Genomic DNA, 15,057 nt, shown 5'->3' with positions numbered 1-15,057 from the left:
TAAAAAAGACCTAAAATATAACAGCGCTGTTATTTAGGACAATCATGGGGGATTGAAACGATGGAAGTAAAGGGCAATCGGCTCTTGTTACTAATCGGAACTGCGTGGCTTTTTGATGCATTGGATGTGGCCTTATTATCATTTATTATGCCGGTCATTAAGGAAAGCTGGCAGTTGTCAGCGGGTCAATTGGGGGCCGTGGGGGCGGTAACCTCATTAGGAATGATTATTGGTGCGCTCGGCTGTGGTTATTTAGCCGATAAGATTGGGCGTAAACCAGTACTAATTGCAACTTTGTTATTATTTTCAATTGGAAATTTATTATTGACATTAACGCCAAATGTTGGCTGGTTTTTAGTGGTCCGGTTAATTACTGGCATCGGCTTGGGTGGGGAACTCCCAGTAGCTGCGGCAGTAATTGCGGATAATTTTACCGGAACTAAGCGAGCGCGAATGCTGGTTTTGGTTGATAGTTTTTGGGCTTTTGGTTGGATCTTAGCGTCAATTTTAGCATTTTTAGTCATGCCACGGTTTGGCTGGCGATTGACGGTCCTAATCACAGCCTTAATGGGGGTATATGCCCTATTAATGCGCCGTCATTTACCAGATCCGAAACCAATCACGAGTCATAAGTTAGGTTTTGGCCCAGCTTTGAAACGAATCTGGTCAACGGAATATCGGCAAACGACAATTTGCATGAGTATTTTATGGTTTGTCATTATGTTTGTTTATTATGGGCTGTTTTTATGGCTGCCAAGTGTCTTAGTGTTGCGCGGATTTTCAATCGTGCATAGCTTTGGCTATACGATTCTGATGAGTCTAGCGCAATTACCTGGCTATTATTTAGCCGCATGGTTGATTGGTAAGCTACCACGGAAGCTTGTTTTAGCGATTTACATGTTCGGCACCATGCTTAGCGCTGCTGCCTTTGGGGTAGCGACCTCAGAAACGATGCTTTTAATCAGTGGTGCTTGGTTGTCGTTCTTCACATTAGGTGCCTGGGGGATTATGATTGCATTCACGCCGGGTCAATTTGAAGTCAGCATTCGTGGGATGGGCATGGGATTTGCGCAGTCAATTGGTCGCATTGGCGCAACCATTGGACCTTATTTGATTGGGATTCTAATTGCTATCGGGTTCAAGATTCCTGCCATTTTTGCTATTTTTGTTGGCGCCTTATTAATCGGTATTTTAGTAGTCCTATTAGGCTTACGTGATGCTGATCGTTAATTAAATCAGCCCCGTTGATAGTGGACCAAAAATCGAATAAGTTGCGAGCATTAATGTGAAAGCGGCGGTCATTCTGATTTTAGAATGATTGCCGCTTTCGAGTTAAGTGGCATAAACTGCGGGGGGGCCATTTGAGAACCACTATCAAACAGACACTTGGATGCGTTAAATGGTATGATAAAACAGATTTAAAATGTGAAAGTGAGGCTTACTAATGACAGTTGGTTTGATCATTATTGCTAGCCTAGCCGTTCTGGGTGGCGGCTATAACTTTGTTCGGTTACAATTGGATCGTCGCCAACTTATTGATTACCAGTTAGGTTATCATAAAACGATGACGCCAACTCAAATTCGACATAGTCGGCGTTTCTTCTTTAAGCGTGAGCGCCAAAAGTTGTCAGCCTATCGACAATTAAGTGGCTGGAACCGGCTTGGTAGGGCTATAGGGATTATTGGTCTAGTTCTAATTGGGCTACAATTACTTGATGGGATGACTTTTTTTGATAGTCAACAAGCTTGGTTCACCGCTGGTTGGGCAATGCTATTAGTTGGATTTAGTTTAGCTTGGGTGGCTGATTGGTGGTTGCGACAGCAGTTAGTGCAAGTCTTGACACCAACTACAGCGACCAAATCGGTGAATTTGATGATGACACCGGCGCCACTTGGTCAACAAACGTTACGGCATCGGCTAGGCTTGGGTATTGGTGTGAGTGTTTTGTTGGTGGTGACGACCCTGGCCAGTGCGTTGTCAATCTTACCGGCTGATGGGGTTGTTACCAAAGTGGACCAATTATTGGCCAGTCGTCCGATAGGGATTTCAAGGACTGATTCACGAGCGACAACGACCACGATGTCAGGCCAGTCGTCAGGTTCAGCGACTCAGACGAGTAATGACACCACGACCGCCACTAGTAGTAGTCAATCAGCGGGCGTTGATCGCGCCGAACAGGATGCGGCATATGTACGAACCTTGACGCCCAAACATGAGGCTTATTTGACAACGCAAGAAAAGGTTGGCCTGATTTCGATGTACTATTTAGCGATAACACATGGGTCGCCAGCCGGGATGGAAGATGATCCGAGTGTGACGTATACCTATCACTTGATTAAGAACTATCACCCATTAACGATTGTGCTGAAAGCGACTGGTACAAAAAATGAGTTCTTCTATTTAGCTCAAATAGATAAGCAAAATCATGTTCGGCTGTATCATTTTACCAGCCAGACGCCAACTGAACTGCATGGATTAGTCCCGGTTTATCAAGAATATCCGCAGTCTAAAGTTAAGCTGGGACAATTGATTGCAGGCTATTATTCGGCAGAAGACGGCGCGTATCATCGCACGATGTGGGCGATGCAGGCTGGCGAGGCGTGGTCGTATTAATATAAATTTAATCGTGGCTTTGATTACGTTAATTAACTAATTAATTGGATTTGGCGGCTAAAACCGTTGACCGTGCGATAATTTAGTTTCAAAAGCACACATAATATTTTTTGTTGCTGGTGAAGAAAGCCGGTCTATCAGCTTTTTTTGAGGTGTTTTAAGTTGCGAACGCAGCGTTTAGATTCTATGATAAAGCCGATAAAAAGATTGGAGTGGCGTAGATGACGACGGCAAATGTGCGACTTAAATATCAAGCTGGTGACCGACTTAAAATACAGTTAATTTTAGCAGCGGCGAATTTAGAAATTCAAACGGATCAAGTTTTACAACGCTTAGTTAGGCGGGCGAGCCGGCGTCTAAATCTAACGGGCGCAAGTCAGCCGGTCGCCCACCAAATTGCGGTCGAGCTGGGGTATTATTTATTTTGCCATCAGTATCAAATGCCACGGGCGGCTTATGATTTGTTGGCGGTTGCGGAACAGACTTTAACCGGGTTAGTGCCGACCTATTGAGTCAAGATGTTTCATAGTAAAGATTGAAAGAGGGATTTTATGGATAGCACTAAGCGATTAAGAAAACTGGTGTTTACTGGATTATTTGCGGCAATTATATTTATTGGGATTAGTGTGATTCGAATTCCATTACCGGCAATCGTTGGCCGGCCTTTTATTCATTTTGGTAATATTTTAACGGTCATTGCAGTGATGTTGGTGGGGTTTGGTTATGGCGCCGCTGCTGGGGCGATTGGCCTGGGCCTATTCGACGTATTGAATGGTTATGCCGCAACGGCTTGGATCACAGTCTTAGAGGCGCTGATTTTGGCCGCTGTCGTTAGCTTGACTTTTCGGGCAGTTGGGTATGATGAACAGCATCTCGTTAAGCTATACGTGGTTGCCTTGATGGCCGGGGTGATTAAAGTGGTGACGTCATGGGGGAGTGGCGTGATCATGGCCCTGATGGCCGGCACCACTTTAAAAGTAGCGGTGATTGGCGCTTTTAGTAGCTTATTAGCTGCGGTGATTAATGCCGTTGCGTGTGTGATATTAGTCCCAATTTTATATCGTTTATTAGTTAGACTAGGGTTTAATCGCCAGCGCTTTAATTAAGACCAGCTAATGTAAGCACATGTGAGTCATGGCATGTGCTTTTTTTGTCAGCGTGACAAACCTGATGTATCTGGTTTAAATGTCATAATAGTTAACAGGATGAACGTTTTTAGTGTAGAATAGACTCATCAGACTAAGAGATCGAGTGAATGATATTGGGAGTGGGTAACAGTGCGACAAAAATTTAGGATATTAAAAACTTGTTTATTTTTATTAGCATTATTTATGGGATGGCAAATGATGCTAGTCGGTCAAGCGGCTACTTCAAATTTAACAACGCTAACAGAAAATGCCAATTATAAGGTGTTGGATAATGCCAATCGTTATGGGAGTACGTCTAATTATTATCAAATTAGCACTTATCCAACTTTAGGTGTCGTCCAAGCAGATAATGTGACTAGTGGTCGAATTAATGCTAAGACGACTCAATTTTCAATTCAGTTCAAGGGGTCGGCCGTGATGAAGTATGCCAGTGATGGTGGGTTCGGTTCAGTTTATTTTAATGTTTTTAAGAGCGATGGGACTAGTGTGGCGACTCCTAAAAAAGTAATTGATGGTAAAGGTGCAGCGACTGTTTCACTAGCTACAATCCAGACCGTCACCGTAGATTTATCAGACTTAAAGCATGATTTGCCATTGTACGTTGGCTTTACCTTTCATCCAACTAATGATACTAGTCAAACAATAAACTATGGGTTTGCTAGATTTACGGGGACGACGCTAACCCCCCAAATTTCGTCTGTCTTGTATTCAACTGATACTAGCATTGTTGGAACTGGAACGGTTGAAGGCGATACGATTACTAGTGATGCTAGTGATGCGCCAACGTTTGTTGTTACTGGTAATGGCTATTTCTTAAATGTAGGTTCCACTGCATTACTGGGGAAGAATAGTGTAACGGTCACTGAAAGCAACGACTTTGGTGATATTGGGACGGTAACTGCGCCGGTTCAGCGGCGGATTGACTTAGAGGCAACTAACAAGGACTTAGCACTAACCAATGATGAGATTGAATCGTTGGCAGGAAAAAGTGATAGCGAGGTGTGCCAGTGGTTAGCGACTAAGGGGGGCATCACGGCAAAATATGTTGATGATAATACTAGCGATGGTATTAATATCACGTCAACCGATACCGGGCTGGCTGCTAAGTTGATGGCCTTGGCGGCAGGTGGCAGTACGGACTTAAATTTGTCAGCGAGTGATAGTAACAATAATAAAGCAATAGCGGATTTAAAGTTGACGATTACCCGGTCTGCGGGGACGTTGAGTTTAGGTCCCGTATCTGACCAAGTTAGTTTTGGGAGTAATGAGGTGCCGACGAAGGAAACTTTAATTAAGCCAACGAGTAACTGGCAAGTCACCATCAATGATACCCGAGCTAAAGGGGCTAATTGGTATCTATATGCCTCGGCGTCAACGTTGACTGCGGCAAATACAACGTTAAAAGGTAATTTGGTTTACCGAAATGGATCCGCTGATAATCAGGTGATAACCAATCAATCAACGTTAGTTGCTTCCGGTGCTCGCGCTAGCGATACGACGAATGCGACGACGGACTGGTCGGCGACTAAAGGGATTTTTTTAGACGTTCAACCAGGCGTGGTTGCTGGCGCTTATGATGGGACGGTTAATTGGAGTTTACAAGATACCCCTGATAAATAAAGCTATTGCTATTAGCCCTCGTAACGATTAAGGTTACGGGGGTTTTTGTTGCAATTCATGATTATCCGAACAATAAACTTTGGTATAATCAAAGGCAGACCATTCATCTTGGAGGCATAAATGAAAGCTAAAGATTTTCAATTAACTATTCCAGCTGATATTGGCGAACGCTTACAACTGGAAAATAAAACGACAGCGAAGTTAATCGTTAAACGGGGACGGTTAGTTGTTCAATTCGATGAATCCCGTTTAAGTATTTTTCAAAAGCGGGTTTTGGTATGGCCATTGATGCTAGCTTTGATCGCAAGTTGCGGTTATTACTGGTTTTGTGGGTGGCAACAGCACAACTACGTTCGACTAACCGGGAATGATTCACTGGCAACGGCGATTATTGTCGTGGGCGTTATTATGGGAACGTTACTCTTTGCCATCTTTTTTATTCATGACCGGAATAATCCGAATAATCACTTTGCTAAAAATATTTATTGGCGAAACTTTCCCGTGATTGTCCTATCCTTTGCGCTGATTTTAGGCCTGGTGCTAACGGGCAGTATGTGGTTATTAGGCCTGTTATTTAGAGGGGCGACCTTTGATCGGTTTACGGCCAGTATCATTCTATTTGTGTTTGGTATTTTTATTAATTTTGCCATGATTTATTTTGCGTTAATCGTAGATGCAACCATTTTAACGACGGTATTAACCTTAGTAATTATTAGTGGCGTCGTGATTTCAATGGCAGTCAATGATCAACGTTATTGGTGGCATCATAACCTGAGCTTTTTGGGGACGACGGATGCTTCCAGTGGGTGGCAATTTAATGCGACTTTGATACTGTCAGCGTTATTAATGTTAGCCTTAATTGATTATTTGTTTGTCAGTTTACGGCGTACCTTTCCAAAGTCACGGCAACTCTTTGTTTTAAGAGTATTGTTGACTTTAACGGCTGTTGATTTAGGCTTAGTAGGGGTCTTCCCTAATAATGTGGCTTATCACGCCCTCCATGATCAAGTTGCTATTTTTTTGGTGTATTTTATTATTGCGTTAATTGTTGGGATTCGGTGGCTATTGCCACACATCAGCAAAGACTTTTTGTATTTATCGGATGGGGTTGGTATCGCTTTGGTCGTCGCGGCTATTTTATTTCAAGTGGTGGGCTATTTTTCGTTGACCGTCTTTGAGATGGTGGCTTTTGTGATGGCCTTCGGGTGGTTACTGATGTTACTAGATCGAATTGAAGCGTTGGTTGACCTAGGGATTGAAAGTAAGATTACACGTGGTAAATAAATCGTGTTAAACGGTTAGACTGTAAAAATCACAACTCAGCTAGGCAACACTCAAAATACCCGCAACTATTACCGTAGTTGCGGGTATTGGTGTCACTAATGTTAACGACCAAAAGCCAAAATAAAAAGCCATCCGTTAAGATGACTTCATAGCCAGCTTGCCAGCATGCAATGATTAATGAACGTCATTATGCTAACAACTGTAAAATGCTGATATAACAAGTGTTCTGGAGCTCATTACATCGATTTGAAACTCATTATGGAGATGGCGAGAGTCGAACTCGCGTCCAAGCATATTGCCCTTCGGATATCTACGCTCATATTCATACTATTTAAAGTTCATCACTACAAACGCCGTATGACAGGGCACCCAGTAATGACTAACCTGATTAGTCTCTTCTCGTTACTTCAGGTGGGAGTATTGAGCGTGAGTCCACTAAATTTAAGACCCAGATCCAGAACATGGACGATCCTGGGAGGATCTACGTTAAGCGCTTATTAAGCAGCTAAAGCGTAAGAATTATTATTATTTTTTGCAGTTATAATTTAAACTGAGCGTTTTTACGTAGACGCAACCTACGAAACGCAATCCGAACTCAAACTATACCTGTCGAATCCAGAACATCCCCAAATTCAACACTACCAGTGTAGCATAGCTTGGATTAACTGCCAACTAATAAGTTTTTAGCTCAGTCGTTGATGGAGCTGGTGCAGCATCTGACGAACATTCAGCGATAATACCATGACTGCCAGGATAATCAAGAGACCACCAAACAAATCAAAGCTAGTGAGTTGAATGTGTAAAAATAAGACAGAACAAATAGTCGCTGCCAAGGGTTCAAACGCATCTAGCAGGCTAGCGGTCGTCGGTAAGATATCGCTTAAGCTGCGGGCAAATAACCAAAAAGGCACGACGGTTCCTAGTATAATAATTAAGCCAATCAGGCTGATTTCACTAATGGTTAAGGTGAGATGCAACTGCCACATTGGTTGTAAGGCCATCAAGAAAATCCCCGCAATCAGCAGGCCCCAACCGGTAACTGTGGGGGCGCCAAATCTTGGTAATAACGAACGTGGAATTAAGGTGTTGGTGGCAACGCCGACTGCTGATAACCCACCCCAGAATAGAACGGCGGGTGAAATAGCTAAACTATTTAAATGTCCATGGGTCACAATCAGGAGGGTACCAATAAAGGCCATTAACATCCCAATCCCTTCAGCTCGGGTCGGCCGGACGTGTTTAAAAATTAAAAAATAAATACTAATAATAAATGGGCCTAAAAATTGAATAATGGTTGCCACCGGTGCATTGCCGACTTTAACGGCCTCAAAATAGCAAAGTTGAACGGGAATGAGTCCGAGTAAACCGTAACTAACGACTTGCCAACCGTCACGAGCATGCGCAAATAAGTGCAGTGGCTTAGCACCGCCTAGTTGACTACATAGTAATAAGATTAGGCCGGCACTAATCATGCGAATCTGGGTGAGCCACATCGCCGTAATCCGGGGATTGTTAAGGAATAAATGGCTAGCAGCAACCCCCGAGACGCCCCATAAAACGCACGCAGTACTGGCTAAAAGGACGCCCCGTAAATGATGTTGACGTGTCATTGGACGGGCCACTTCCGACTAAATGTTGATTTGATAAACATTGATTGCACCCCTTTAATAATGAAAATTAGCAAAGCAAGTTTCATTATAGCAAACGAATTGGCGATAACTGGCGGTGTTAGCGATTATTCACGTAATTATCATGACGCTATTATTTTTGCCAACTAAGCAACTAAAAGTTTTTTTCTACTATATTAAGGGTTCTGGTTCATGGTCACTGATTTGATGACCACAATTATTTCATAAAACCAGCATATTTTGTTACAAATTTGTTGATATACTAAAACTGAAAATTAGCGTAAAGTGGGGTATGATATTAGTTAGGCCAAGTGTTCGGTCACTAAGATAACCAAATGAACCTGGCATAAATTTATCGATAATAACCTGACGATAAACTTGGAGGACGATGTTAATGAAATTACTAATGATTGAAGATAATAAATCAGTTTCTGAAATGATGGCGATGTTTTTTAAAAAGGAACAATGGGATGCTCATTTTGCCTATGAGGGTAATGAAGCAGTCAAGATGTTTAATGAAGATGTCGATGGCTGGGATATGGTGACCCTTGATTTAAACTTGCCTGGTAAAGATGGCATGCAAGTTAGTGCAGATATTCGCAAAGTTTCACCAACTGTACCAATTATTATGTTAACGGCGCGTGACTCAGAGAGTGATCAAGTTTTGGGCTTGGAAATGGGTGCCGATGATTATGTGACTAAGCCGTTTTCACCAATTACATTGATTGCCCGGATTAAAGCGTTACATCGACGCGCTGATTTAGGTAAAAACACCACGGCAGAACCAGTGGAAAATGTCGTCAGTGATTTTGATGTCCAAACCGACCACTTTAAGCTCAATACTAAAACGCGGGAAGCTTATTTGGCAGATCAGCAGATTGCTGATTTGACGCCTAAGGAATTTGATTTATTGAAGACGCTTGCGCAAAAACCCCGACAAGTATTCTCGCGTGAACAACTCTTACAACTAGTTTGGGATTATGAATATTATGGGGATGAACGGACGGTTGATGCCCATATTAAAAAGTTGCGGCAAAAGATTGAAAAGGCCGGTCCACAAATTATTCAGACGGTTTGGGGGGTTGGTTATAAGTTTGACGATAGTGGAGTTGACGCTAAATGAAACTGATCTACCAACAAATGTTGTCCTTTTTTGCCGTCATAATTACCGTCATCGTGGTACTCGGGTTCGCATTTATTCGGACCACGAAAACCATGATTTACCAAAATTCATGGCAGCAATTACAGCAATATGCAACGAGTATTGAAAAGGAAGCCATTCGTTATAATACGAAAACGCATAAGGTGGTTGGCTTTAATCAACAATTCTTAAACGATGGGACTGCTATTTTACGGGACCAACATATTCATTTTTCGGTTTATGATGCCAATAAAAAGATCGTTTATCCGAATCCGTTGGACATGAGTAATGTGCCGAGTGGGTCCTTTTATGCGCCGAGCATTTCAGCCAGTGACTGGAAAAAGTTGAAGCGCAACAAGACAATTACCAAGTCGCCACACGTTAGCTTTAAGTCACGCCGCCATGATCGGCCAGTCAATACGCCATCTTTGAAGACGATTGATGTGTTAGTCCCGTTATTTTACAAAAATGGGACTACGAAAAAGTTCGTCGGCGCCATTTCAATCGGGTCATTTGAACAAACGTTACAAGCCAATGAGCAGCAGATTGAAAATAATCTGTTCATTGCCTTGTTAGTTTCAGGAATTACGGCGTTACTGTTGAGCTATATCCTAGCCCGCTATTCGGTTCGGCGGATTAATCGCCTGCGCTATGCGACGCATTCAGTGGCTAACGGTGATTTTGATATTCAAGTGGATAGTAATCACAAAGATGAAATTGATGATTTGGCCGATGATTTTAACGGCATGGTGACGTCATTGCGGGCTTCGGATGATGAAATCAAACGGCAAGAGCAACGGCGCCGTGAGTTTATGGCGGATGCGGCCCATGAGATGCGGACGCCGCTAACCACAATTAATGGGTTGTTAGAGGGGTTAGCGTATGATGCGATTCCGGAAGAGGATAAGGGCCATTCGATTGAGTTAATGCAAAATGAAACCAAGCGTTTGATTCGGTTAGTCAACGAGAACTTAGACTACGAAAAAATCCGGACTGGTCAGATTGCATTGAATAAGACCAATTTTGATGGCACCACGGTTTTAAATAATTTAGTTGAACAACTCACAAAGAAATCAGCGGCAGCGGATGACCAATTCAAGCTTACTATGCCTGCCGAATTACCTGTTTGGGCGGATTATGATCGGTTTGTGCAAGTGTTATTCAACATTATGCAAAATGCGATTCAGTTTTCACAAAACAGTATGATTGAAGTGACGGCCCACCGCACGGCCCATGCAGCTGTTGTGGCGGTTCAAGATCATGGTATCGGGATGACTCCCGACCAAGTGAAAAATATTTGGGAACGGTATTACAAGGCAGATCCATCACGTAAAAATACGACCTATGGTGAATCTGGCTTAGGCTTAGCGATTTCTCATCAATTGGTCCAACAACATGGTGGGTCGATTGCGGTTGCGAGTGAAGCTAATCAGGGCACTTGCTTTACGGTGACCTTCCCGGATAAAGGCTTTGATAAACCAATAATTGAAGATTAAGCGTATTTAGCTGGCAAAAGGATTGGGATTAACGTCGCAGTCCTTTTTGTTTGGCGACCAACTAGTTCACTCTCGCACTCCGGACCCGAATATGTTACTCTTAATAGGGCTGTGAACAGCGATTTACCGCTATTTTAGATAAGAAAAGAACGAATAGGAGCAAACAAATGCAAAGCGTACAAATTACAGGTAATTCTCAACGAAAAGTCGAAGATGGCTATCCGTTATTAGTGGAAGAAGATTTAAAGGATCCCAGCTTACGATTGACAGATGGGTCGTTCGTAAGATTGATGGCCAGTTCGCAATTTATGGGCTATGCCTTGATTGCCAAGCATCGCCGGCAATTAGGCTGGGTTTTGAGCTTAGATGAAACGCAAACCCCAACGCCAGATTACTTCCGGAAATTATTCAAGCAAGCCTTGATTCGGCGGGAAACGTCGATTGATGGTCGCTTACCACACCGGGTATTTAATGCAGCTGGGGATGGCTTAGGCGGCGTGACCGTTGACCGTTATGATGACTATTATGTCTTTACTTGGTATGCCGAAGGGGTCTATCAACAACGCGATATGATTTATGCGGCGTTTGAGACGGCAACTGATCATCAATTCAAGGGTATTTATGCGAAGTTACGGTTTAACGTGGAAGAAGCCAACTTGAAGAGTCAGCTCGTGACTGGAACGGAAGCACCAGAACCATTACTGGTTACTGAAGGTGAAGTAACTTACCCCGTTAACTTGAAAGATGATTTAACGACCGGCTTGTTGTTAGATATGCGACCGATCCGTGATTGGATTGCGAGTGCCGAACTTCAAGGTAAAACGGTCTTAAACTTGTTCAGTCAAGAAAATGGGATTACAGCGGCCGCTGCCGTGGCTGGTGCCGCTAAGACCATCTCGATTGAAACCAATAAAAAAGGGGCAACTGCGACTGCTGAGCAATTGGCGATGAACAATATTGATCCTGATAAGCACGAAATTCGGACAATTGAAGCAAACCGTTACTTGGATTACACTGAGAAACATCATTTGAGTTATGACGTTGTCGTGGTAACGGCCCCAACTTTTGCCCGGATTAAAAAGCAAAAGTTCCAAGTAGCGACTGATTTGACGGCCTTATTGACTCAAGCCCTACCAACTGTTCGGCGCGATGGTCAATTGGTTGTTGCAACGACGGCTAACAACTTCTCAATGAATAAGTTCAAGGAAGCTGTAACAGCGGCGTTTGATGGAAGTGATCGGCAGTTTACGATTACCGAAACGTTCCGCTTACCAGCTGATTTTGTGACACGGAAAGCTTATCTGGCTAGCAACTATTTAAAGGTACTGGTGCTAACGCTCGATAAATAAGTTAATTATGACTAAAATTAAAAAAAATTAGCACTAAATTAAGGGACCGTTTTCAGTAATTGAAAACGGTCCCTTATCGATAAGAAAACGAATTCATGAAAATATAAAATGATTTATTTTCATAGTGCAAGCGCATTTTTTAGCTGGTAAAACGGTTACTTTCCTGTTAAAATTGTTTTTTGTCGTTAGGCATGAGAGAAAACATAGAAATGAGGATTTAGATTAATGGGAATTCTAATTGCACTGATTCCTGCGATTGCGTGGGGTAGTATCGGCTTGATTAGTGGTCATATGGGTGGTTCTGCGCGGCAACAGACCCTTGGTATGACAATGGGCGCTTTAGTATTTGGGCTCGTTCTTTGGATTGTGGAACAACCGGCGCTAACTGCAGCGGTATGGATTACTGGGATTGTTTCTGGGCTATTTTGGAGCGTTGGTCAAGGCCAACAATTCACGTCAATGAAAGCCATCGGGATTTCACGGACGACGCCAATGTCAACTGGGATGCAGTTGGTAGCGAATGCCTTAGCAGGTGTCTTGCTGTTCAATGAGTGGCATGGCCGGATGTATTGGATTGGCTCAATTTCAGTAATTGTTTTAATTGCTGGGGCAGTTTTAACGTCGTTAACTGATCGAACTGATCCGAATCGGCAAGCGTCTGAAAGCTGGGGCGTTGGGATTCGAGCGTTGATCATTTCAACGATTGGCTATGCTGGTTATACGATTGTTGTGCATTATGGGAACGTTAATGCCCAAGCAGTTGTCATGCCCCAAGCAGTTGGGATGCTAATTGGTGCCTTAGTTTGGTCCTTTAAGGACAAGCCTTGGTTAGAAAAGGCCACTTATCGCAATATCATCACCGGACTTGTCTGGGGGATTGGGAACTTATTTATGTTCATGGCGATGGCCCAAATCGGTCAAGCGATTGCTTATTCGTTATCACAAATGGGGATTGTTATTTCAACCTTTGGGAGCATCTACCTCCTCGGTGAGCGGAAAACGAAGCGTGAGATGGTTTATGTGGTCATTGGTTCGATATTAGTCATCGTTGGTGGGATTGCATTATCACTAATGAAAGCTTAATAAAATGAATTAATTTATCAATAAAGCGTTAAAAAGTAACGAAGTGCGGTAACGATTAGGTTATCGGCTTCGTTTTTTTGATAAATTTAGTTATTTTTTTACATAAATTGCGAAAATTTACGAAAAAAACGGGTAAGCGCTTTTCATTCGCTTCATTCGTATTGTATAATGTGAGTTGTTAAATATGTATAGAAAGAGGTAATTATAAATGGCACACATTTCATTTGACAGCTCCAATTTGACTAAGTTTGTTCACGACAACGAACTTGGTGAAATGCAAGCAATGGTCACAGCTGCTGACAAGGAGCTGCGTGAAGGTACTGGCGCCGGTAACGATTTTCGTGGCTGGTTAGACTTACCAACGGATTACGATAAGGAAGAATTCGCCCGCATTAAATCAGCGGCTAAAAAAATTCAATCTGATTCAGATGTCTTAGTTGTAATCGGCATTGGTGGCTCATACCTTGGTGCGCGAGCAGCCATTGAATTTTTACATGAAACTTTCTGGTCATCACTTTCACGTGAAGACCGTAAATTCCCACAAGTTGTCTTTGCTGGGAACTCAATCTCATCTTCATACGTTAATGACTTAGTTCATTTAATTGGTGACCGTGACTTTTCTGTTAATATTATTTCGAAGTCTGGGACGACGACTGAACCTTCAATCGCTTTCCGGGTCTTCAAGGAAAAGTTAGTTGCTAAGTATGGCGCTGAAGCCGCTAAGGGCCGGATTTTTGCAACCACTGACCGTAAGCGCGGTGCATTGAAGCAAGAAGCTGATGCTGAAGGTTACGAATCATTCGTTATCCCTGATGATGTTGGTGGTCGTTTCACTGTCTTAACTCCAGTTGGCTTGTTACCAATTGCAGTTTCTGGCGGCGATATTGATTCATTGATGAAGGGTGCTGCCGATGGGAAAGCTGTTTATTCTGATGCTGATTTAAGCAAGAATGAAGCTTACCAATATGCTGCTTTCCGGAATATCTTATACCGGAAGGGTTACACCACTGAAATTCTTGAAAACTACGAACCAAATATGGCGATGTTCTCAGAATGGTGGAAGCAATTAATGGGTGAATCCGAAGGTAAAGACCAAAAGGGCATCTACCCATCATCTGCTAACTTTACGACTGACTTACATTCATTGGGTCAATATATCCAAGAAGGTCGTCGTAACTTGATGGAAACCGTTGTTAAAGTTGATAACGCAACGAGCGATGTTGCGATTCCTAAGGAAACCGAAAACCTTGATGGTTTGAAGTATCTTGAAGGTAAGACGATGGCACAAGTTAACACCAAGGCTTTCGAAGGGGTTATTATGGCCCACGTTGATGGCGGTGTTCCTAACATGGTTGTGAACATTCCTAGCCAAGATGCGTATACTTTGGGTTACATGATTTACTTCTTTGAAGCTGCAGTTGCTATTTCTGGTTACTTAAATGGGATTAACCCATTCAACCAACCAGGGGTTGAAGCTTACAAAAATAACATGTTTGCCTTACTTGGCAAGCCTGGCTACGAAGAATTAACTGCAAAGTTAACTTCACGCCTTAAGTAATAAAAATTTACTAAAATAATTATAATGAAGATCTCACCATCGTTGGCTCGCTTAATGATGGTGGGATTTTTTGTAAATTCAAGAGCGTTTTGAAGATGAAACTAGTATAATAAATGCAATTAGAAAATTGATGAGG

The 15,057-nt window shown here is 42.7% G+C and carries 12 protein-coding genes and 1 other RNA gene; 11 read left to right on the top strand and 2 right to left on the bottom strand.

What is annotated here, in order from left to right:
• Positions 1–60 precede the first annotated feature (60 nt).
• From C5Z26_RS04730 to C5Z26_RS04705, 6 genes are all read left to right on the top strand, one after another.
• The gene (locus C5Z26_RS04730; protein WP_105448839.1) at positions 61–1,230 is read left to right on the top strand and encodes an MFS transporter; all 1,170 of its coding nucleotides are present in this window, start codon (positions 61–63) and stop codon (positions 1,228–1,230) included.
• Positions 1,231–1,444: 214 nt separating this feature from the next.
• A complete protein-coding gene (locus tag C5Z26_RS04725; RefSeq protein ID WP_105448838.1) occupies positions 1,445–2,614 on the top strand; it encodes a hypothetical protein in 1,170 nt (389 codons plus the stop codon).
• Between the two features lie 221 nt (positions 2,615–2,835).
• Positions 2,836–3,126 carry a hypothetical protein gene (locus C5Z26_RS04720; protein ID WP_105448837.1) on the top strand — a complete coding sequence of 97 codons (291 nt, stop codon included), beginning with the start codon at positions 2,836–2,838 and terminating at the stop codon, positions 3,124–3,126.
• Positions 3,127–3,165: 39 nt separating this feature from the next.
• Complete coding sequence (locus C5Z26_RS04715; protein ID WP_105448836.1) at positions 3,166–3,720, top strand: ECF transporter S component; 555 nt, start codon at positions 3,166–3,168, stop codon at positions 3,718–3,720.
• 171 nt (positions 3,721–3,891) lie between these two features.
• Complete coding sequence (locus tag C5Z26_RS04710; protein WP_158682802.1) at positions 3,892–5,382, top strand: hypothetical protein; 1,491 nt, start codon at positions 3,892–3,894, stop codon at positions 5,380–5,382.
• A gap of 120 nt (positions 5,383–5,502) precedes the next feature.
• Entirely contained in the window at positions 5,503–6,666 is a 1,164-nt protein-coding gene (locus C5Z26_RS04705; protein WP_105448834.1) for a DUF998 domain-containing protein, read from the top strand.
• A gap of 256 nt (positions 6,667–6,922) precedes the next feature.
• Here C5Z26_RS04705 and ssrA read toward each other — a convergent pair.
• Both ssrA and C5Z26_RS04695 read right to left on the bottom strand, forming a co-directional pair.
• Positions 6,923–7,294, bottom strand: a transfer-messenger RNA (tmRNA) gene (ssrA, locus tag C5Z26_RS04700).
• Positions 7,295–7,349: 55 nt separating this feature from the next.
• Complete coding sequence (locus C5Z26_RS04695) at positions 7,350–8,276, bottom strand: DMT family transporter (protein WP_105448833.1); 927 nt, start codon at positions 8,274–8,276, stop codon at positions 7,350–7,352.
• A gap of 412 nt (positions 8,277–8,688) precedes the next feature.
• Here C5Z26_RS04695 and C5Z26_RS04690 point away from each other — a divergent pair, with 412 nt between their 5' ends.
• From C5Z26_RS04690 to C5Z26_RS04670, 5 genes are all read left to right on the top strand, one after another.
• Positions 8,689–9,417 carry a response regulator transcription factor gene (locus C5Z26_RS04690; RefSeq protein ID WP_105448832.1) on the top strand — a complete coding sequence of 243 codons (729 nt, stop codon included), beginning with the start codon at positions 8,689–8,691 and terminating at the stop codon, positions 9,415–9,417.
• A complete protein-coding gene (locus C5Z26_RS04685) occupies positions 9,414–10,931 on the top strand; it encodes a sensor histidine kinase (protein ID WP_105448831.1) in 1,518 nt (505 codons plus the stop codon). The genes C5Z26_RS04690 and C5Z26_RS04685 overlap by 4 nt, the downstream gene beginning before the upstream one ends.
• 167 nt (positions 10,932–11,098) lie before the next feature.
• Entirely contained in the window at positions 11,099–12,280 is a 1,182-nt protein-coding gene (locus C5Z26_RS04680; RefSeq protein ID WP_105448830.1) for a class I SAM-dependent methyltransferase, read from the top strand.
• Positions 12,281–12,505: 225 nt separating this feature from the next.
• On the top strand, positions 12,506–13,363 hold the full coding sequence (locus C5Z26_RS04675) for a GRP family sugar transporter (protein ID WP_105448829.1): 858 nt from the start codon (positions 12,506–12,508) through the stop codon (positions 13,361–13,363).
• 208 nt (positions 13,364–13,571) lie between these two features.
• On the top strand, positions 13,572–14,921 hold the full coding sequence (locus C5Z26_RS04670) for a glucose-6-phosphate isomerase (protein WP_105448828.1): 1,350 nt from the start codon (positions 13,572–13,574) through the stop codon (positions 14,919–14,921).
• Positions 14,922–15,057 lie beyond the last annotated feature (136 nt).

Source organism: Lactobacillus sp. CBA3606, assembly GCF_002970935.1.
In the GTDB taxonomy this organism is placed as follows: domain Bacteria; phylum Bacillota; class Bacilli; order Lactobacillales; family Lactobacillaceae; genus Lactiplantibacillus.
This window is presented reverse-complemented; position numbering and strand designations above follow the sequence as displayed.